Source organism: Novosphingobium sp. G106, assembly GCF_019075875.1.
GTDB lineage: Bacteria > Pseudomonadota > Alphaproteobacteria > Sphingomonadales > Sphingomonadaceae > Novosphingobium.
Genome location: NZ_JAHOOZ010000001.1, coordinates 1,274,058 through 1,292,769 on the forward strand (window position 1 = coordinate 1,274,058; position 18,712 = coordinate 1,292,769).

General features: G+C 64.6%; 19 protein-coding genes and 2 pseudogenes. 14 read left to right on the top strand and 7 right to left on the bottom strand.

Annotation, left to right across the window (positions count from 1 at the left end; translation table 11 throughout):
• Positions 1-31 precede the first annotated feature (31 nt).
• Positions 32-817 (top strand): annotated as a pseudogene (locus tag KRR38_RS35865) (hypothetical protein); the annotation flags it as partial.
• Here KRR38_RS35865 and KRR38_RS06035 read toward each other — a convergent pair.
• On the bottom strand, positions 816-2,240 hold the full coding sequence (locus tag KRR38_RS06035; RefSeq protein WP_254514663.1) for a glycosyltransferase family 87 protein: 1,425 nt from the start codon (positions 2,238-2,240) through the stop codon (positions 816-818). The pseudogene KRR38_RS35865 and the gene KRR38_RS06035 overlap by 2 nt on opposite strands.
• A 36-nt stretch (positions 2,241-2,276) precedes the next feature.
• Between KRR38_RS06035 and KRR38_RS06040 the strand changes: the two genes are divergently transcribed.
• The 8 genes from KRR38_RS06040 (at position 2,277) to KRR38_RS06075 (ending at position 8,602) form a co-directional block, all read left to right on the top strand.
• Positions 2,277-2,735 (top strand): VOC family protein, encoded by a 459-nt coding sequence (locus KRR38_RS06040; RefSeq protein WP_217399575.1) that lies wholly within the window; start codon positions 2,277-2,279, stop codon positions 2,733-2,735.
• 59 nt (positions 2,736-2,794) lie between these two features.
• On the top strand, positions 2,795-3,643 hold the full coding sequence (locus tag KRR38_RS06045; protein ID WP_217399577.1) for a MoxR family ATPase: 849 nt from the start codon (positions 2,795-2,797) through the stop codon (positions 3,641-3,643).
• Positions 3,644-3,647: 4 nt separating this feature from the next.
• Complete coding sequence (gene bla / locus KRR38_RS06050) at positions 3,648-4,496, top strand: subclass B3 metallo-beta-lactamase (protein ID WP_217399579.1); 849 nt, start codon at positions 3,648-3,650, stop codon at positions 4,494-4,496.
• The gene (locus KRR38_RS06055) at positions 4,493-4,915 is read left to right on the top strand and encodes a GFA family protein (RefSeq protein ID WP_217399581.1); all 423 of its coding nucleotides are present in this window, start codon (positions 4,493-4,495) and stop codon (positions 4,913-4,915) included. The genes bla and KRR38_RS06055 overlap by 4 nt, the downstream gene beginning before the upstream one ends.
• A 21-nt stretch (positions 4,916-4,936) precedes the next feature.
• Entirely contained in the window at positions 4,937-5,635 is a 699-nt protein-coding gene (locus KRR38_RS06060) for a glutathione S-transferase family protein (protein WP_217399583.1), read from the top strand.
• 22 nt (positions 5,636-5,657) lie between these two features.
• A complete protein-coding gene (locus tag KRR38_RS06065; RefSeq protein ID WP_217399585.1) occupies positions 5,658-6,839 on the top strand; it encodes a VWA domain-containing protein in 1,182 nt (393 codons plus the stop codon).
• A gap of 54 nt (positions 6,840-6,893) precedes the next feature.
• On the top strand, positions 6,894-7,673 hold the full coding sequence (gene ygiD, locus KRR38_RS06070) for a 4,5-DOPA dioxygenase extradiol (RefSeq protein WP_217399587.1): 780 nt from the start codon (positions 6,894-6,896) through the stop codon (positions 7,671-7,673).
• Positions 7,674-7,873: 200 nt separating this feature from the next.
• Positions 7,874-8,602 carry a hypothetical protein gene (locus KRR38_RS06075; protein WP_217399589.1) on the top strand — a complete coding sequence of 243 codons (729 nt, stop codon included), beginning with the start codon at positions 7,874-7,876 and terminating at the stop codon, positions 8,600-8,602.
• 18 nt (positions 8,603-8,620) lie between these two features.
• Here KRR38_RS06075 and KRR38_RS06080 read toward each other — a convergent pair whose 3' ends face one another.
• Genes KRR38_RS06080 through KRR38_RS06090 form a run of 3 tightly spaced genes read right to left on the bottom strand, consistent with a single transcriptional unit; the run spans position 8,621 to position 10,683 of the window.
• Positions 8,621-9,826 carry an exo-beta-N-acetylmuramidase NamZ domain-containing protein gene (locus KRR38_RS06080; protein ID WP_217399591.1) on the bottom strand — a complete coding sequence of 402 codons (1,206 nt, stop codon included), beginning with the start codon at positions 9,824-9,826 and terminating at the stop codon, positions 8,621-8,623.
• On the bottom strand, positions 9,823-10,368 hold the full coding sequence (locus KRR38_RS06085; protein ID WP_217399593.1) for a DOMON-like domain-containing protein: 546 nt from the start codon (positions 10,366-10,368) through the stop codon (positions 9,823-9,825). The genes KRR38_RS06080 and KRR38_RS06085 overlap by 4 nt, the downstream gene beginning before the upstream one ends.
• Positions 10,369-10,371: 3 nt before the next feature.
• Positions 10,372-10,683: a GIY-YIG nuclease family protein gene (locus tag KRR38_RS06090; protein ID WP_217399595.1), complete on the bottom strand. Its 312-nt coding sequence runs from the start codon at positions 10,681-10,683 to the stop codon at positions 10,372-10,374.
• 179 nt (positions 10,684-10,862) lie between these two features.
• On the opposite strand from KRR38_RS06090, the gene tyrS reads away from it, so the two are divergent.
• The 5 genes from tyrS (at position 10,863) to KRR38_RS06115 (ending at position 15,509) form a co-directional block, all read left to right on the top strand.
• Entirely contained in the window at positions 10,863-12,092 is a 1,230-nt protein-coding gene (gene tyrS, locus KRR38_RS06095) for a tyrosine--tRNA ligase (RefSeq protein ID WP_217399598.1), read from the top strand.
• 110 nt (positions 12,093-12,202) lie between these two features.
• Positions 12,203-12,535 (top strand): PilZ domain-containing protein, encoded by a 333-nt coding sequence (locus KRR38_RS06100; RefSeq protein WP_217399605.1) that lies wholly within the window; start codon positions 12,203-12,205, stop codon positions 12,533-12,535.
• Between the two features lie 90 nt (positions 12,536-12,625).
• Positions 12,626-13,894 carry an MFS transporter gene (locus KRR38_RS06105; RefSeq protein ID WP_217399607.1) on the top strand — a complete coding sequence of 423 codons (1,269 nt, stop codon included), beginning with the start codon at positions 12,626-12,628 and terminating at the stop codon, positions 13,892-13,894.
• The gene (gene cysK, locus KRR38_RS06110; RefSeq protein WP_217399609.1) at positions 13,891-14,808 is read left to right on the top strand and encodes a cysteine synthase A; all 918 of its coding nucleotides are present in this window, start codon (positions 13,891-13,893) and stop codon (positions 14,806-14,808) included. The genes KRR38_RS06105 and cysK overlap by 4 nt, the downstream gene beginning before the upstream one ends.
• Positions 14,805-15,509 carry a dienelactone hydrolase family protein gene (locus KRR38_RS06115; protein WP_217399611.1) on the top strand — a complete coding sequence of 235 codons (705 nt, stop codon included), beginning with the start codon at positions 14,805-14,807 and terminating at the stop codon, positions 15,507-15,509. Before cysK ends, KRR38_RS06115 begins: the two co-directional genes overlap by 4 nt.
• A 235-nt stretch (positions 15,510-15,744) precedes the next feature.
• Here the strand turns inward: KRR38_RS06115 and KRR38_RS06120 are convergent, their stop codons facing one another.
• The 3 genes and pseudogenes from KRR38_RS06120 to hisI all read right to left on the bottom strand — a co-directional run bounded on the left by KRR38_RS06120 (position 15,745) and on the right by hisI (position 18,374).
• Positions 15,745-16,029 carry a hypothetical protein gene (locus KRR38_RS06120; protein WP_217399613.1) on the bottom strand — a complete coding sequence of 95 codons (285 nt, stop codon included), beginning with the start codon at positions 16,027-16,029 and terminating at the stop codon, positions 15,745-15,747.
• 143 nt (positions 16,030-16,172) lie between these two features.
• Positions 16,173-17,976, bottom strand: a pseudogene (locus KRR38_RS06125) (acyl-CoA dehydrogenase C-terminal domain-containing protein).
• A 20-nt stretch (positions 17,977-17,996) separates the two neighbouring features.
• A complete protein-coding gene (gene hisI, locus KRR38_RS06130) occupies positions 17,997-18,374 on the bottom strand; it encodes a phosphoribosyl-AMP cyclohydrolase (protein ID WP_217399615.1) in 378 nt (125 codons plus the stop codon).
• Positions 18,375-18,712: the final 338 nt, after the last annotated feature.

An 18,712-nucleotide genomic window follows, 5' to 3' on the forward strand; every position in this document is an offset into this window, starting at 1 on the left:
TCCCCGGCCGCTTCCCTAGGGAGAGCCGCTCATGCGTTCCCGTCACCCCTTCTACCTTCTGCTCGCCTCGACCGCCGCCTTGCTGGTGGCCGGTTGCTCGAAGTCCGAAAATCCCGAAGCCGACGATGCTGCCAGCGAGGCCGCACCGGCTGCTACCCGGCATGACGTGGCGGCCGATGCCGCCAGTGCCGGCACGGCCCAGGCGCCCGACATCGGCCAGGTGGTCGCGCCGGGGGTTGCCTTCTCCTACCGCTATGCCTTCACCCTCCCCGCCAAGGCGATCGCCAGCGTCCAGCAGCAGCACGCCGCGGCCTGCGAGCGGCTTGGCCCGACGCGCTGCCAGGTCGTCGGCATGAGCTATGACCAGCCGCGCAAGGACGAGGTCTCGGCCCGGCTCGATCTGATGCTCGCACCCGAGATAGCCCATAGCTTCGGCGGCGATGCCATAGCTGCGGTCGAGAAGGCCGATGGCTCGATCGACAATGCCTCGGTCGACGGCGACAACGCCGGCGGTGCGATCGAAGACTCGCAAAGAAGGACATCCGCTCTCCGTGCGCAACTGGGGCGCATCGAAAAGCGGATCGCGATCCCCGGCCTCAGCAAGGAAGAGAAGACCGAACTGGCGCAGCGTGCTTCGGAATTGCGTGGGCAGCTCGGCAGCGAGCAGCAGGTCCGGCAGGAGAAGGAAGCCTCGCTCGCGACCACGCCGATGAGCTTCGCCTACGGCAGCGAGGGCGTATTCTCTTCCAACAATTCCTTCGGCAAGGCGGCGGCGACATCTCTCGGCAGCCTGACCGCGACGCTTGCCTTCCTCCTCACGGCCGCGGGGCTGCTGCTGCCCTGGCTGCTGCTCGGCGCGCTGGTCGTGCTGCTGCTCTGCCTGCGGGCGATGAAGCAGCGGCTGAACCAGGCGACCGGCGGTGCGGCCGATCCGGCGTCGCCTCAGTAGCTTGGAGACACGCCGCTCCCCGCGCCGGCCACCACTCGGCCGGCGCGGGGACTTCGTTCGCGCGGCGCAGCACGAAGATGAAGAAGGCGATCAGGATCACCGGCATGATGGGCACGCCCACGAACATCGCCAGCGGCCGGGCGAAAGCGCCGGCGATGAAGGTGAGGACGAAGACCAGCTTTTCCCACGGGTAAAAGCCCTGCCGCAGTGCTTCGGCGGCCAACCAGATCAGCGGAAAAGCTAGTAGAACCATATCGTAGTCGAGCACGAAGGGCGTCGCCAGCGGTGCACCGGCGAGGATCAGTGCGGCAACACCGGCATTGTAGCCTTGCCGCCAAGCTGTCCAAGCAACTGTGGCCACTACGGCAGTCGTCAACACGCCTTGAATAGCATAGGCTACTCCTGTCGAAGCCCCAAGCAGCCGAGTTGCAGCAAACAGGCTCTGCATCTTGGCAAAGGGAACAGCGCCTTCGGCCATTGCTGCTTGCGCTGCTCGGGTCACAGCAAACCAATCCGCCCACACTGCGGGACCGGAAATCAGCGTTGCCGCCAAACCAAAAACGGTGACGGTGATCGCTGCGGCTATGATCGTACGCCATTGGCCGGTCAGCAGCAGCGCAACTGGCACTAACAAACCAAACTGAGGTTTGATGGCGGCAATCCCGAGCAAGAATCCGCCTGCCCATGGCCGATCGCATAGACGTAGCAGGCCCACTCCAAGAAATGAGGCCGCCAGGAATGAAGTCTGCCCATGCGTGAGCGTAATGAGAACTGGCGGGAACGCCGCCACAGCGGTCCAAAGCGGTAGCGTGAAGTCAAGCTTTCGTGCCCAGAATCGCACTCCCTGCACGAACATAGCACCAGTGACGACGAGCCAGGTTCCGAGTGCGGGGAAGTAGCCGAGATAGCCTAGATTATAACATATGGGCAGGAATAAGGGCGGATAAAAGAACGCCGTGTAGGCATCGCCTTGTTGAAAGAATGCACGCTGTGCCGCGATATGTGCCGAAGTATCGTATACGTTGCCGCCGCTTTGGAGCATGTGCCCCGTCGTCCAGAAGCTGATGAAATCGGTGCCGAGCAGGAAGCCGTTGCGGTCGATCCCGCCGCGCGATGTCGCCACGAGCAGGATCAGCGCCGCAACATTGAGCAGTGCTACGCACCAGAGGTAGCCGCGCGCCCGCGCCTCACCAAGCCAGTCCGCTCGTCGGATGAAATCGACCCCCATCGCCGCGGCTTTTGCAGGCTCGCGCCGGCAATGTCCATCGCGGCCCTTGGCATCGCTGGGCAAGCGCGGCACCTTGCCGCCAAATCAGGGAGAGCAATCATGATCCGCAACGTCAACCGTGTCGACCACGTCGCCGGCGTCGTACGCCGCGAGCATTTCGAGGAAGTCATCGCGCGCATGGCCGAGGTCTTCGACACGAAGTTCTATGGCCCGTTCGACCGTCCGGCGATGGGCGCGCGTGTCGCCATGTCGCTCGATACGGGGATCGAGCTGCTCTCGCCCGCGAGCGACGATCCCGAAAACGGCTTCAACAAGCTGCTGGCGGCCAAGGGCGAGCACTGGCTCTCGGTCGTCATGGGCGTGCGCGATATGGACACGACCTGCGATCACCTCGCCCGGCTCGGCTACAAGCCGATGATGCGCAAGTCGGCGCTCGGCGGCAGCGACCAGTATCCGGGCGAGCTCACGAGCCTCGAACAGGCAGTCTTCGCGCCCGGCCTGTTCGGCGATCTCTCGCTGTCGTTCTGCTTCAGCGAGGAAGCCGATAACGGCGCTTGACCTCGCTGCATCGCACAACCTAACCCAGCTTACGAAGCAGAACGACACGGGAATTCCAGATGCAGCGTTTCGAAGGCACCAGCAGCTATGTCGCCACCGAGGACCTCAAGGTCGCGGTCAATGCCGCGGTGACCTTGCGCCGCCCGCTGCTGGTCAAGGGTGAGCCAGGCACGGGCAAGACCGTGCTGGCGCAGGAGATCGCCGCCGCGGTCGGCGCGCCGCTGATCGAATGGAACGTCAAGTCGACGACCAAGGCGCAGCAGGGCCTCTACGAATACGACGCGGTGGCCCGCCTGCGGGACGGCCAGCTCGGCGACGAGCGCGTCCACGACATCCGCAACTACATCAAGCGCGGCAAGCTGTGGGACGCCTTCACTTCGGAGAAGCTGCCGGTCCTGCTGATCGACGAGATCGACAAGGCCGACATCGAGTTCCCGAACGACCTGCTCCAGGAACTCGATCGCATGAGCTTCGACGTCTACGAGACCGGCGAGCGTATCGCCGCCAAGGAACGCCCAATCGTCGTCATCACTTCGAACAACGAGAAGGAGCTGCCCGACGCCTTCCTGCGCCGCTGCTTCTTCCACTATATCAAGTTCCCCGACCGCGAGGTCATGCAGGCGATCATCGACGTCCACTTCCCCGGCATCCAGAAGACGCTCGTCACCAAGGCGATGGACGTGTTCTACGAAGTCCGCGAGGTTCCGGGCCTCAAGAAGAAGCCATCGACCAGCGAACTGCTCGACTGGCTGAAGCTGCTGCTAAACGAGGACATGCCGCTCGACGTGCTGCAGAACCGCGATCCGACCAAGGCGATCCCCCCGCTCCACGGCGCGCTGCTCAAGAACGAGCAGGACATCATGCTGTTCGAACGGCTTGCCTTCATGGCGCGGCGCCAGGGTAACTGAGATCATGCGGCACGGCCTGCTGCTGGGCTTGGCGGCGTTCCTCGCGGTGGGCGCATCGCCTTCCGACACGCCCGCACCCTGGTCGCGGCCGCAGCGACCGTTCCATGTCGTCGGGCCGATCTACTATGTCGGCACCGAGGGGATCGCGGCCTATCTGATTCAGACCCGCGCCGGGCTGATCCTGCTCGATGGCGGGCTCGAGGAAAGCGTGCCGCTGGTCGAGCGGAACATCGCGGCGCTGGGGTTCCGGCTGCGCGACGTGAAGCTGATGATCGCGACGCACGCTCACTACGACCACGTCGCGGCGCTCGCCGGGCTCAAGCGCGACACGGGCGCGGCTTTCGCCTCCAGCCCCGGCGATCGCGGCGCCTACGAGACGGGAACGCCGCCCAGCCAGGTCAACTACGGCGTGATCCATTTTCCGGCGCTGAAAGTGGACCGGGTGCTGGCCGACGGCCGCCCGGTGACGCTCGGCGGCGTCAGCATGACGCCGGTGTTCACGCCGGGTCACACGCCCGGCTGCACGAGCTGGACGATGCGCGTCACGGACACCGGCCGTCCGCTCGACGTGGTGTTCCTCTGCAGCCTGACCGTCGCGGGCAACAAGCTGGTCGGCAACAAGGGCTATCCGGGCATCGTCGCCGACTACCGCCGCACTTTCGCCCGCGTGAAGCGGATGCACGCCGATGTCGTACTACCCGGCCATTCCGAGCAGGCCGACGTCATCGGCCGCGCGCAGCGTCGCGATGGGGGCAACGCCGAGGCCTTCGTCGATCCTGCCCTGCTGCCGCGGATCGTCGCGGAGTCCGAGGCGGCCTTCGATGCCGCGCTCAAGAAGGAACAGGGGCGATGAGCTATACTGGCCGCTGCGCCTGCGGCAGCGTGACGCTTGTCATCACCGGCGCTCCGATCACCGCGCGCCAGTGCTGGTGTCGCCAGTGTCAGCAGGTCGCCGGTGGAGGTCCTACGCACAACGTCATGTTCCGCACGGATGAGGTGACGTTCGCTGGAACTCTGCTGACGAATTCCTACACGGCTGCGAGCGGCAATACGATCGTCCAGTCCTTCTGCCCGGCCTGCGGGACGCCGATCATGGGGCAGAGTTCCGCCCGGCCTCAATTTCGCATGGTCCGCCTCGGCGCCATCGACTTGCCCCACGACATCAGGCCACAGGTGGCGGCCTGGACCGACGATGCGCCCGCATGGGCCGTGATCGACCCGGCTCTCGAACAGCATCCGGGCCAGGCGCCCCCTCCGCAGAATCTCAGCTGAGCACTAGCAAGAGCAGATCCCATGGCAGACCTTCTCAGCGGCTTCCCGATCACCGAACGCTGGCCGGCGCAGCATCCTGATCGTCTGCAGCTCTATTCGCTGCCGACGCCGAACGGGGTGAAGGTATCGATCATGCTCGAGGAGATCGCCCTGCCCTACGAGGTTCACAGGATCGATTTCGGCCAAGACGACCAGCACTCGCCGGAATTTCTCAGCCTCAATCCCAACGGCAAAATCCCCGCGATCCTCGACCCCGACGGGCCGGACGGCAAGCCGCTGGCCCTGTTCGAATCCGGTGCGATCCTGCATTATCTCGCCGAGAAAACGGGCAAGCTGCTTCCCGCCGATCCCGCGGAGCGCTGGCACGCAATGCAATGGGTGTTCTTCCAGGTCGGGCATATCGGTCCGATGTTCGGCCAGGTCGGCTTCTTCAACAAGTTCGCCGGGCGCGAATGGGAGGACAAGCGCCCGCTCCAGCGCTACGTCGACGAGAGCAAGCGGCTGCTGGACGTGATCGAGCAGCATCTCGCGGGGCGCGAATGGTTCGTCGGTGACGACTTCTCGATAGCCGATGTCTCGATCCTCGGGTGGGTCCGCAATCTCATCGGCTTCTACGAGGCCGGCAAACTCGTCGACTTCCCGCGTTACACCGCTGTAGCCGCCTGGCTCGAACGTGGCCTCGCCCGCCCGGCCGTGCAGCGTGGGCTGGCCATTCCCTGAAAGCTTGCGCTAGGAAGCGTCCATGTTCTTCAACTTCATCGACGAACTCCGCGCAGCGGGCATCCAGGCCTCCTTCAAGGAGCACCTGACCTTGCTCGAAGCGCTCGACAAGGACGTCATCGAGCAGACGCCCGAGGCGTTCTACTATCTGTCGCGCGCCACTTTCGTGAAGGACGAAGGCCTGCTCGACCGTTTCGACCAGGTGTTCAACCGAGTCTTCAAGGGCATTCTCAGCGACTACGGCCAGCAGCCGGTCGAGATCCCCGAGGACTGGCTCAAGCAGGTCGCCGAGCGCTTCTTCTCCGAAGAGGAGATGGAGCAGATCAAGGCCCTGGGAGACTGGGACGAGATCATGGAGACGCTGAAGAAGCGGATCGAGGAGCAGGAAAAGCGCCATTCGGGCGGCAACAAGTGGATCGGCACCAACGGTACGTCGCCGTTCGGTCACGCCGGATACAACCCCGAAGGCGTGCGCATCGGCGGCGAAGGCAAGCACGGCCGCGCGGTCAAGGTCTGGGAAAAGCGCGAATTCAAGAACCTCGACAACACGGTCGAGCTCGGCACGCGCAACATCAAGGTCGCGCTGCGCCGCCTGCGCCGCTTCGCCCGTGAGGGCCTGGCCGAGGAGCTCGACCTCGACGCGACGATCACCGGGACGGCCAAGCAGGGCTGGCTCGACATCCACATGCGGCCCGAGCGGCACAATGCGGTCAAGGTCCTGCTGTTCCTCGACGTCGGCGGCTCGATGGACCCGCATATCAAGCTGGTCGAGGAACTGTTCAGCGCCGTCAGCGCCGAGTTCAAGAACCTCGAATTCTTCTACTTCCACAACTGCCTTTACGAAGGTCTGTGGAAGGACAACCGTCGCCGCTATTCCGAGCGCACGCCGACCTGGGACGTGCTCCACAAGTACGGCCACGACTACAAGGTCATCTTCGTCGGCGACGCGGCGATGAGCCCCTACGAGATCAGCCACCCCGGCGGCTCGGTCGAGCATTTCAACGAGGAAAGCGGCGCGACCTGGCTGCAGCGCGTGACGCATATCTATCCGGCGACGGTCTGGCTGAACCCGGTGCCCGAGCGGCAGTGGGAATATTCCTCGTCGACGAAGCTGATCCACCAGTTGATGAACGGGTCGATGTATCCGCTGACTTTGGACGGCCTCGACGATGCGATGCGCGAGCTGACGCGCAAGAAGCACTGATGCTCGACTTGTCTAACGCACGGGCATAGCCATCTGGGTTCCATGAGCCAGACAATGCCCGTTCTCTTCCTCGGCCACGGCGCGCCGATCACCGCGATCACCGATGGCCCTGAGCGCCGCACGTGGCAGGCGCTCGGCAAGGCTCTACCACGGCCGCGCGCGATCCTGGCGGTTACAGCGCATTGGGAGACGCAAGGGCGGACGCACGTCACCTCGGAAGCGCACCCTCGCACGATCCACGATTTCCGAGGGTTCCCGCAGGAGCTCTACGATCTCCGCTATCCCTCGCCCGGCTCGCCCGAGCTGGCCAAGCAGGTGATCGACCTGCTCGGTACGGATCGCGCGACGGGGGATGAGTCCTGGGGCTACGACCATGGTACCTGGGGCGTGGTCCAGCCGATGTATCCGGCCGCGGACATCCCGATGGTGGCGATGAGCCTGAACCGCTCGCTCGATACCGAGGGCCATTTCGCGATCGGCCGTGCGCTGTCGCCCTTGCGCGACGAAGGTGTGCTCATCGTCGCCAGCGGCAACGTGATCCACAACCTCCCGCTCTGGTTCAAGACGACCGGCACCCAACCCGGCTGGGCGGTGGATTTCCGAGCCCGAACCAACGCAGCTATCCTCGCCGGCGACGACGCCGCGTTGCTGCATTTCGCGAGCGAGGACGATGCCGCCGCCAAGGCCATCAACAGCGGCGAGCACTATCTGCCGCTGCTCTATGCTCTCGGTGCAAGAAGGCAAGGCGACGACACAAAGTTGCTCAACGATACTCTAGACGGCGCCCTGTCGATGACTTCGGTTCTAATAGGTTTCGAGTACACTCTCGCATAACTACTTAGTTTCGAGATGGCACAAGGCCTTTTTGCGCGAGTTATCCCCCGGTTCTACACTTCGTCGCTCCATCAATCCATTTCGTCGCAAAAATTTGGTCGGTACGATGGGGGCGAATCGTCGCTCGTGGTAAATATTGGTCAAGAAGAGATTTTGCATCAGAGGTTTGCTTGAAGGCTTGAAGCAACATGGGGGCATCCATGAAGAAGTCTCGTACGCAACGTCGCTCGCATCGTACTTCCAACCCATCGGTCATTTGTCTTTCGCCGCCCAAGCCGCCAGCCACTGCGCCGCGTCGAGAACCCGAGGTCGAGCGGGCGCTGCGGCTTCCCAACACCGAAGAACCGCTCGTCATCGATCCCGCCCTTGAGTCGGATCTCGAGGTCGAATGCTACGCGACCCGACAGATGCGCCGCCGCGCGAAACGCGCCGAAGCCAAGGCTGCGCGCCGCCGCGGCGTTCCGACCATCCCCGAGACAGTCACGGAGACTGTCGAGGAAGCGGCCGATTCCCGAGCCGCCCAGCACGAAGAGCCGACCGCTGCGTCGATCGAACCGATCGCCGAAATGATCGAGCGGATCGGCGAAACGCCTATCGATACCTCCGTGGATTCGTTGGCAGAAGCGCTGGCCAAGGTCCGAGCCGAGGTTGCGCCAGCCGAAGCACCGGAGCCGGTAGCTGAGCCCGCGCTGACGGTGGACCCCGTGCCGATCGAGGCCGCCGAAACCGCGCCCCTGCCCAGCAGCCGTGCGCTTACCAAACAGCCTTCAGGTGTGCTCGCGCGAATCTTCAGCGGATGGTGGCGCGGGTCGACAAAGCTCGAACGGCGCGATCCCGATGCGCTGACCGAACAGATGCTGGTCTTGCGCACCGAACTCGCGCTGGTCCAGATGCGGCTCGATCGGATGATCAAGGCGGCTTCGAGCTGATACTTCGCGAACTGTGCGCTAGGGATAGAGCAGGAAAGGCTCTATTTCTCCGGCCCAGTGCGTCTCGTCGGCCGCGGCCAGAGCATCGAAATCGCCGGGCTTGGCCGAGGGATCGTCGACCCATTCGCGCAAGGCTGGGCCGCCGTTGATCACGTCGATCGCCAACCGGTCGAACTCGTATTCGTAAGGGAAGTCGCGCCAGATCGGATAGTCGGGCTGGAGCGTGCGGATGGCCTTGAAGGCCAGCGCCTGGATCCGCCAGGGCCGGAAGGCGTGGTGATCGTAGAAGCGGCCCTCGGCATGGATCATCAGCCCGTTGCACAGCGTCTTGGCATGCTTGTGGAACGTCGGCTCGAACCAGCATTCGCGGATCGCGCAGCCCGCGAGCCATTGGGGCGCGAAGCGCCGCATCTCGGCGAGCACGGCCTTGGCATCGACGTCGGGCGCGCCGAAGAGAACTTCCAACGGTCGCGTGGTGCCGCGGCCTTCGCTGAGCGTGGTGCCTTCAAGCATCACCGTGCCGGCATAAGCGCGCGCCATGTTGAGATTTGCAGCGTTGGGGCTCGGGTTGATCCAGAGGCGACTGTCGGGCCAGCCGAAACCGGGGCCAGATTCTGGCTGCCAGCCTTCCATGGCGATCACGTGGTAGTCGACGTCGAGCTTGAAGTGATCGACGAACCAGGCGCCCATCTCGCCGAGCGTCAGCCCGTGACGCATCGGCATGGGCCCGGCGCCGACGAAGCTCTCCTGCCCCGGGAGCAGCGTTGTTCCCTCGATCGGCCGCCCCGCGGGATTGGGCCGGTCGAGTACCCAGACTGCCTTGCCCTGTTCCGCTGCGGCTTCGAGCAGGTAGAGCAGCGTGGTGACGAAGGTATAGATGCGGCAGCCGAGGTCCTGCAGGTCGAACAGGAACACATCGGCGGTCGACATCATCTGCCCGGTCGGGCGGCGCACCTCGCCATAGAGGCTGAACACGGGAATGCCGTAGACCGGGTCGATCTCGTCGACGGTCTCAACCATGTTGTCCTGCTTGTCGCCCTTGAGCCCGTGCTGCGGGCCAAAGGCCGAAGTCACGCGGATGTCCGGGCAGGCCGCCAGTGCGTCGAGCGAGTGGACGAGATCCTCGGTCAGCGACGCCGGATGGGCGACAAGCGCGACGCGCTTGCCAGCGAGCGGTTTGCGCAGTTCCGGGTCTGCCAGCAGGCGGTCGATGCCGAATTTCATGCCGGCTCGCGTGCCGGAAGCGGGAGGGCGAAGCAAGCCTCGTGGTGAAAGTCCGGCTTGCCCGGCGGATGGGCGAGCGCCCAGTAGCTGCGCCTCCCGTCCTTCTCGTCGATCACCGCCGAAAGACCCGCGACGTCGCTGCCGTCGAGGACCGAGGCATCCAGCAGCGCGGTCAGCACATAGAGGAACTGGCCACCCTCAGCAGTGACTTCGGGATCCGGAATGTCTGCCTCGGCCATGCCTTCGCGGTAACCCGAGAAGCGGTAGGCGGCCCAGCGCTCGGACGGCGAGAAATTGAACTCGCGGTAGCCCGGTCCTTCGCGATCCTTGAGGAAAAGCTCGCCGCAGGTGGTCTGCCACAGGTCCTCACCGCGCCCTTTGCCGGCGAATGGCGGCACCGCCAGTGCCTCGACGCCATTGATCACCCAACGTAGCACGAGCTGCCGGTCGCGCGTCTGATACCAGCGGACTTGGACCCCATTGATACCTCTGGCAGGAGTATCGGGGTGGGGTACGAGCGTTACTGTGCGATGTGCGAACATAACCTATTCCGTCTGCCCTAAGCTTGTCGAAGGGCCATCCTTACTTTTGGCAAGGGCTGAGATTCGCCCCCAGTCTCCCCGAGTTAGAGCCATCTTCTTCGCGCGCGACCATCCCTTGATCTGTTTTTCCGCAGCTTTGGCTTCTTCGCGCGTCACAAACTCCTGCGACCCGACATATTCCGCCGGCAAATGGTCTGTGGTGAAGCCCGGTAGCGCGCCCATTTTGTGCTGGGCGATCTGGCGTTCGAGATCGTCGGTGTGGCCAACGTAGAAATAGCCTCCACGACAATGCAGCATGTAGGCCCAGAAGGTCATTGCTCCGGGCTAAGAAAAGAACAGTCCTTCGACAAGCTCAGGATGAGCGGAATTGGACGAACCTCTCCCTTTCCCTCCTGCCCTGAGCTTGTCGAAGGGCTGCTTTCTTTGCCCCATGCGCTGCCGTTCCCAACCGGGCTCCACCGTGCTAGGCGCGCGCTTCCCGAAATGAGGCCGACATGACGCAATTCCAGTCCACCCTGCTTCGCCTGCTCGACGAGCGTGGCTACATCCACCAGCAGACCGATCCCGCCGGGCTCGATGCGCTGGCGAGCAAGCAGGTTATCCCGGGCTATATTGGGTTCGACGCCACCGCGCCGTCGCTGCACGTCGGATCGCTCGTGCAGATCATGATGCTCCGTCGTCTCCAGCAGACCGGGCACAAGCCGATCGTGCTGATGGGCGGCGGGACGACGCGGATCGGCGACCCCACCGGGCGCGACGAAAGCCGCAAGATGCTGAGCGATGAGACGATCGAGGCCAACATCGCCTCGATCCGGATGATCTTCTCGCGCCTGCTGACCTTCGGTGACGGGCCGACCGATGCGGTGATGGTCAACAACCACGACTGGCTCGGCAAGCTCGGCTACATCGAGCTGCTCCAGCAGGTCGGCACCCATTTTACCGTCAACCGAATGCTGACGTTCGATTCGGTCAAGCTGCGGCTCGAGCGCGAGCAGCCGATGACCTTCCTAGAATTCAACTACATGATCCTTCAGGGCTACGATTTCCGCCACCTCGCCCAGACCGCCGGCGCGCGGCTGCAGATGGGCGGATCGGACCAGTGGGGCAATATCGTCAACGGGGTCGAACTCGGCCGGCGCATGGATCAGGCCGAGCTGTTCGGCCTAACCACGCCGCTGCTCACTACGGCGGACGGCGCCAAGATGGGGAAGAGCGCGGCGGGCGCGGTCTGGCTCAACGAGGATGCCCTGCCGGCCTGGGACTTCTGGCAATACTGGCGCAACTGCGACGACCGCGACGTTGGCAAGTTCCTGCGCCTGTTCACCGACTTGCCGATCGATGAAGTCGCCCGCCTCGAAGCGCTTTCGGGCAGCGAGATCAACGCCGCCAAGGTGGTGCTCGCCAACGAGGTGACCAAGCTGTGCCGTGGTGAAGAGGCGGCGAAAGCTGCTGAAACCACCGCAGCGGCGACTTTCGCCGCGGGCGGCATCGGCGCGGACCTGCCCGAATTGGCCGTTCCGACGGACGGCATTGCCCTCGTAGATGCGTTGGTCGGTATCGGATTTGCGACGAGCCGTGGCGAGGCCAAGCGGCTCGTTGCCGGCGGCGGCGCACGCCTCGACGGCGTCTCGATCACCGATGAATCCTACAGGATTTCAGGCGATTGCGGCGAGATTCGGCTGTCTTCCGGTAAGAAGAAGCACGGGGTGTTGCGATCCGCCTAACGGCAAGGCCGGCAAATTTCTGCCGGCAATCCTTTGCCGGTTTACCCAATTTTTGTCATTGTCGTGCAAATCAGCCCCCAGGGTCATTTAAGCCAGAGGGGTTGAACGCAATGGGAGCGCAGCTATCGGTCACCGACATGCGCCGTGCCATGCGACATCCGGTTGACCAGCCGGTAATCGCCGAACATCGCCAGCTTGGCGACGTGCATCTGCACATCTCCAACATATCGGCGCATGGCTTCATGGCTGCGGGTGCGATCCCGCTTCAGCGCGGTGAGCGCATCGTCATCCGCCTGCCGATCATCGGTCGAATCGAGGCGCATCTGATCTGGCTGACCGACGAGCGTGCGGGTTTCCAGTTCGAGCGGATCATCCGGCTCGATGATTTCAACCAGCTGATCGACGCGATGCAGCCCAACCCGCGCCTGCGCCGGGCGCGCTGATGCACAGGATGTCCGGGTCGAAGGTTTCCTTCTAGCACCGCAACTTCCTCGCCGCTTGGCAAGCCCGGTTCGTCCTGCCATTCCGGCGGGGTGACTCAGCCGACATCGCCCCTGCACATCCGCGACTTCCGCATATTCTGGGTATCGCGGTTCGTCTCGGTGATCGCCACTACCGCCATGGTGGTGGCAATCGGCTATCAGCTCTACGACGTCGCGCGCAGCGACTATCAGATGAGCATACCGCAGGCTGCGTTCCAGCTCGGCCTCCTGGGGCTCGCCCAGTTCCTGCCGCTGATGTTGCTGACGCCCGTCGCCGGCGTGGTCGCCGACCGCTTCGATCGGCGCCTGGTCGGCGGCCTGGCTATCAGCATCGACATCGTCATTGCGGTGATACTCGCTGTCAGCACCCAGCGCGGCGCCCTGTCGCTGCCGCTGCTCTTCGCGCTGGCCGCGATGCACGGAGCGGCGCGAGTCTTCGTGAGCCCAGCGCTTAGCGCGATCACGCCCAATATCGTTCCGGCCGCGCTGATGCCGCGGGCGATAGCCTTTGGCTCGATGGCCTGGCAGGCGGGATCGGTCGCGGGGCCGGCGCTGGGTGGCTTCCTGTTCGGCGTCGACCGGGCTTTGACTTACTGGCTTTCGGCCGGATTGCTCGCCCTGTCTTGCTTGTGCTTGGCCCTGATCCGTCCCGTGCCCGCACCCGCAGGCAACCGTGACGTCCATCCGGTCCGCCAGATAGTCAACGGCTTCACCTATGTCTGGAACGAGCGCTTCCTGCTGGGCTGCGTGACGCTCGACCTCTTCGCCGTGCTCCTTGGCGGAGCGACCGCGCTGCTGCCCGTCTTCGCCCGCGATATCCTCCACGTCGGGCCCGAGGGCCTCGGCCAGATGCGCGCGGCTCCCGCGCTCGGCGCCGCGGCGGTCGCGTTGGTCCTGTCGTGGAAGCCTATGGAACGCAACGTCGGGGCGAAGATGCTCTGGGCAGTCGCTGCCTATGGCGCGGCGACGCTGGCCTTCGGCCTGTCGCGCTGGTTCCCGCTGTCGTTGCTGTTCCTCGCCGCGCTCGGCGCCGCCGACATGGTCTCGGTCTTCGTGCGCAGCAGCCTCGTCCAGCTCAACACGCCCGATGATGTGCGCGGCCGCGTCTCCGCGATTTCGGGCCTCGCCGTCTCCGCCTCGAACGAGCTCGGCGAAATGCAGTCGGGCCTAGCCGCTGCGCTGCTTGGTGCGACAGGAGCAGTTGTCTTCGGCGGGGTCGGTGCGATAGTGATCACAGTCATCTGGGCCCGGCTGTTCCCCGAACTCATCCGGGCCAGAACCTTCGCCCCTCAATATCGTCAAAGGGAATCGGTATCATGAAGGCAGACAGCATCCTCGCCACGATCGGCAACACGCCGCACGTTCGCCTCTCGCGCATGTTCCCCAACCACGAGGTCTGGGTGAAGTGCGAGCGCGCCAATCCCGGCGCTTCGATCAAGGACCGCATCGGCCTCGCCATGGTCGAGGCGGCCGAGCGCGACGGCAGCCTCAAGCCCGGCGGCGTCATCGTCGAGCCGACTTCGGGCAATACCGGCATCGGCCTCGCCATGGTTGCGGCGGTAAAGGGCTACAAGCTGATCCTCGTCATGCCCGACTCGATGTCGGTCGAGCGCCGCCGCCTGATGCTCGCCTATGGCGCGACTTTCGACCTGACCCCGCGCGAGAAGGGGATGAAGGGCGCGATCGAGCGCGCCAAGGAACTGATCGAGCAGACGCCCGGCTCCTGGATGCCGCAGCAGTTCGACAATCCTGCGAACATCGATATCCATGTCCGTACCACGGCTCAGGAAATTCTCACCGACTTCGCCGACAGCCCGATCGATGTGCTGATCACCGGCGTAGGCACCGGCGGGCACCTGACCGGCTGCGCCGAGGCGCTCAAGGCAAAGTGGCCGGGGCTCAAGGCCTATGCGGTCGAACCGACGCTCTCGCCGGTAATCTCGGGCGGCCAGCCCGCGCCGCACCCGATCCAGGGCATCGGTGCCGGCTTCATTCCGACCAATCTGCACACCCAGTCGATCGACGGCGCGATCCAGGTCGATCCCGCTGCCGCCAAGGAAATGGCCCGCCGCTCCGCGCGCGAGGAAGGCCTGCTTGTCGGCATCAGCTCGGGTGCGACCTTGCAGGCAATCGAGCAGAAGCTGAAGGAACTGCCCGCCGGCTCGCGCGTGCTCGGGTTCAACTACGACACCGGCGAACGCTATCTGTCGGTGCCCGACTTTCTGCCCGAATGAGGGCGCTCGAACGCGTCGACTATGTCCATGGCGGCACCGCGCTGACGGGCTTGCTGGCGCGTCCAGCGGAAACTCCACGAGCGGCGATCGTCATCTACCCGACGATCGCCAATGTGAACGCGCATATGGAACGTCGCGCGGGCATGCTGGCGGATGCCGGTTACCTCGCAATGATCGCTGATTTCTACGGCGTTGCCGAGGGCGACTGGCCGGCCTTGGCCCAGGACCTGCGCGTCGATACCGCCCATTATCGCGCACGGCTTGCCGCTGCGGTGGTGGCACTGCGTGCGGTTCCTCAAGCCAGCGGCTTGGCGATGGGTGCGATCGGCTATTGCATGGGCGGGGGAGCCGCGCTTGAAGCCGCGCGCGACGGGCAGGATTTACGCGCGGTGGCCAGCTTCCATGGCCTGCTCGAAACCGGCAAGGCCGCCGAGCCCGGCGCGATCAAGGCGCGCATCCTCGTCTGTCACGGCGACGCCGACCCGATGGTCCCGCGTGGCCACGTGCTCGGCTTCTGGGACGAAATGGGTGCAGCCGGGGCGAACTGGCACTTCCACAGCTACAGCGGCGTCAAGCACGGCTTCACCGATCCTGGCAGCGACGCGCGGGGGCTTCCGGAAATCGCCTATGACGCCAGCGCCGATCGCCAGAGCTGGACGGCGATGCTGGGGCTGTTCGACGAGGTTTTCGGGAGAAAATGATGAAGAACAGCATGTCACACATAACCTGGCGGCGCGCCTGATGGCGGATGGCCCGAAGCCTGAACGCATGAGCGCCAGAGAGACGCTCGCCTTCTACGCCAAGCTTGCCGGGTTTCTCGCCGGCTTGGCGCTGTTCGGATTTGCCGTCTTCTATTTACGGAGCCATCTCTAGCCCGTTTCGAGCCATTCGGCAGCTGATCCCCGCCAAGCGAAGGGGATCAGCGCCGAAGAATGCTTAGCGGGGCGCCGGGCTGTCCGAGTCGGGCTTGCCGTCGCCGTTGGTGTCGTACTTGTCGGGCTTGCCGTCGCCATTGGTGTCCCAGGCATCAGCGCTGCCGTTGCCGTCGCGGTCCCAGGCATCGGCCTTGCCGTCGGCATTGGTGTCGATCGTCGCCGCAGGCGCTGCCACCTGAGCCGTCGAGGCCTTGTCCGGACCGCCGGCGGCTTCGGCCACCTGCGCGATTCCAAGTGTGAACGGCAGAGCCAGAGCGGCTGCGAAAAGCGCTTTGAAGAGTGGCATCGAACTGTTCCTCTGTGCTGTCCCCTGCCCGCCCATTCTCGCAGCGCCCCACGGCATGGCCACACCCTTGCGACGATGCGTGGGCGCCAAAGGTCTGAATGCACGAGGGTCCCGGTTCGCCGCGCAGGCGCACCGGCCAGCCGTCAGGCGGTGACGAACATTTCCGCGTCGAGCGCCATCATCGCTTCCGAACCGGCCTCGATCTTGCGGCGTAGCGCCCCGGCATCGGGCGTGAAGCGCTCGCCAAAGTAGCGTGCGGTTATGAGCTTCGCTTCGTAGAACGCCTTGTCGGTCGATCCCCCCTGCCAGCGCCTCGGTGGCAACCTTTGCCATGCGCAGCCACATCAGCCCGAGCGCGACGATGCCCGTCAGGTGCATGTAGGGCGTCGCTCCGGCCCCGGCGTTGTTCGGATTGGCCATGGCGTTCTGTAGGAACCACATGGTCGCCGCCTTGAGTTCGCCATTGGCCTTCTCGAGCCGCGTGGCGAGGTCGGCGAGCTTTTCGTCGCCCTTGGCCGCAGCGCATTCGGCATCGACCAGCGCGAAGAAGGCCTGGATCGCCCTACCGCCGCCCGCGGCGAGCTTGCGTCCGACGAGGTCCATCGCTTGCACGCCGTTGGCTCCTTCGTAGATCATGGCGATGCGGGCATCGCGGACGAACTGCTCCATGCCGTTCTCGACGATATAGCCGTGGCCGCCCCAGATCTGCTGCATGTCGACCGTCGTGGCAAAGCCCCGATCGGTACCATAGCCCTTGATCACCGGCGTCAGCAGCCCGACGAGATCGTCGGCCGCCTGGCGTTCCTCGTCGGTAGTCGCGCGATGTGCCAAGTCGACCTGCAGGCCGATCCAGAGGCCCAACGCGCGCAGCCCCTCGGTAAAGGCCTTGGCATCCATCAGCATGCGCCGCACGTCGGGGTGGACGACCAACGGATCGGCCTTCTCCTGCGGCTGCGCCGGACCGGTCAGCGCCCGGCCCTGGCGGCGTTCGAGCGCATAGGCCGCGCCGTTCTGGTAGGCATGCTCGGCCTGCGCGAGGCCCTGCAGCCCGACGCCGAGCCTGGCGGCGTTCATCATGATGAACATCGCGGCCAGCCCCTTGCTCTCCTCACCGACGATCCAGCCCGTCGCCCCGTCGTAGTTCATTACGCAGGTCGCGTTGGCGTGGATGCCCATCTTGTGCTCGATCGCGCCGCAGGACACTGCATTGCGCGCGCCCAGCGAGCCGTCTTCGCCCACCAGCACCTTCGGCACGACGAACAGCGAGATGCCCTTGGTTCCCTCGGGCGCATCGGGAAGCCGCGCCAGCACCAGATGGATGATGTTGTCGGTGAGATCGTGCTCGCCGGCGGAGATGAAGATCTTGGTTCCGGTTATGGCATAGCTACCGTCCGCCTGAGGCTCCGCCTTGGTGCGAATGAGGCCAAGGTCGGTGCCGCACTGGGGCTCGGTCAGGTTCATCGTGCCGAGCCATTCGTTGGCCACCATCTTCGGCACGTACTTCGTCTGGAGCTCGGGCGATCCTTTGGCCAGCAAAGCGGAAACCGCGCCGTCGGTCAGCCCCGGATACATCGCGAAGGCCTGATTGGCCCCGGACATGAACTCCTCGATCGCGAAGCCCAGCACGTGCGGCATGCCCTGGCCGCCGAATTCGGTCGGTGCGGACAGTGTGCCCCAGCCCGCCTCGCGGAACTGGCGGTGCGCCTCCTTGAAGCCTTCGGGCGTGGTCACCGAGCCGTCGGCCTGGCGCGTGCAGCCCTGTGCATCGCCGCTGGCATTGAGCGGAGCGAGCACTTCGCCGGCGAACTTGCCCGCTTCCTCTATCACCGCGTCGATGATGTCGGGCGTGGCACCGTCGAAGCCCGGCAGGTTGCCATAGCTTTCGAGTTTCAGCACTTCGTTGATGATGAACCGCACGTCGCGCGTCGGCGCCTTGTAGCTCGGCATTCGTTCTCTCCCTTCGCGACTCAGCCCTCGATCGGGGCGAGTCCATCCCCTTCGAGCCTGCGGTAGAAGCAGCTCGTGGCCCCGGTGTGGCAGGCCGGCCCCTCGGGGTGCACCAGCATGACTAGCGCGTCCTGGTCGCAATCTACGCGGATCTCCTGAACGCGCAGAAAATGGCCCGAGGTCTCTCCCTTGAGCCAGAGCCGTCCGCGCGAGCGTGAATGAAAATGGGCGAGGCCCGTCTCGCGCGTCTTGGCCAGGGCCTCGGCGTCCATGAAGGCGACCATCAGGATGTCGCGTGAGGCCGAATCGACCGCGATCGCGGTCAGCAGACCCTGCCCGTCGAAGCGCGGCAGGAAGGCGCTGCCCTGTTCTCTTTCGGCAGCGGAGGCGCTCGTCATGCGGTAATGGTCCTCGGTAAATGCATTAGTGGGGCAAATTTGTTGCACGATAACCACAGATGGAGACCAAAATCCATCAACCAAGACCGAGGGCCTTTCATTTCGCTGCGTTTCCGGGAAACAAGTGCATGCAGGCCGCAAGGTCGGCGAACCGAGAAACGGTGCGGCTCAAGAAGCGCCATGGTTCGGGGATAAGGCTAACGCCCGCGCAAGCCTGGGCGAGCCGAACATGAGGGATCGGGCGAGACGGCCATAGGGGGTGGCAGTCGAACTGCGAAAGCAGCGTCCACTAGTTTCGTCACGAGGGCGCCCGGGACTTCGGTTCCGGGCGTTTTCTT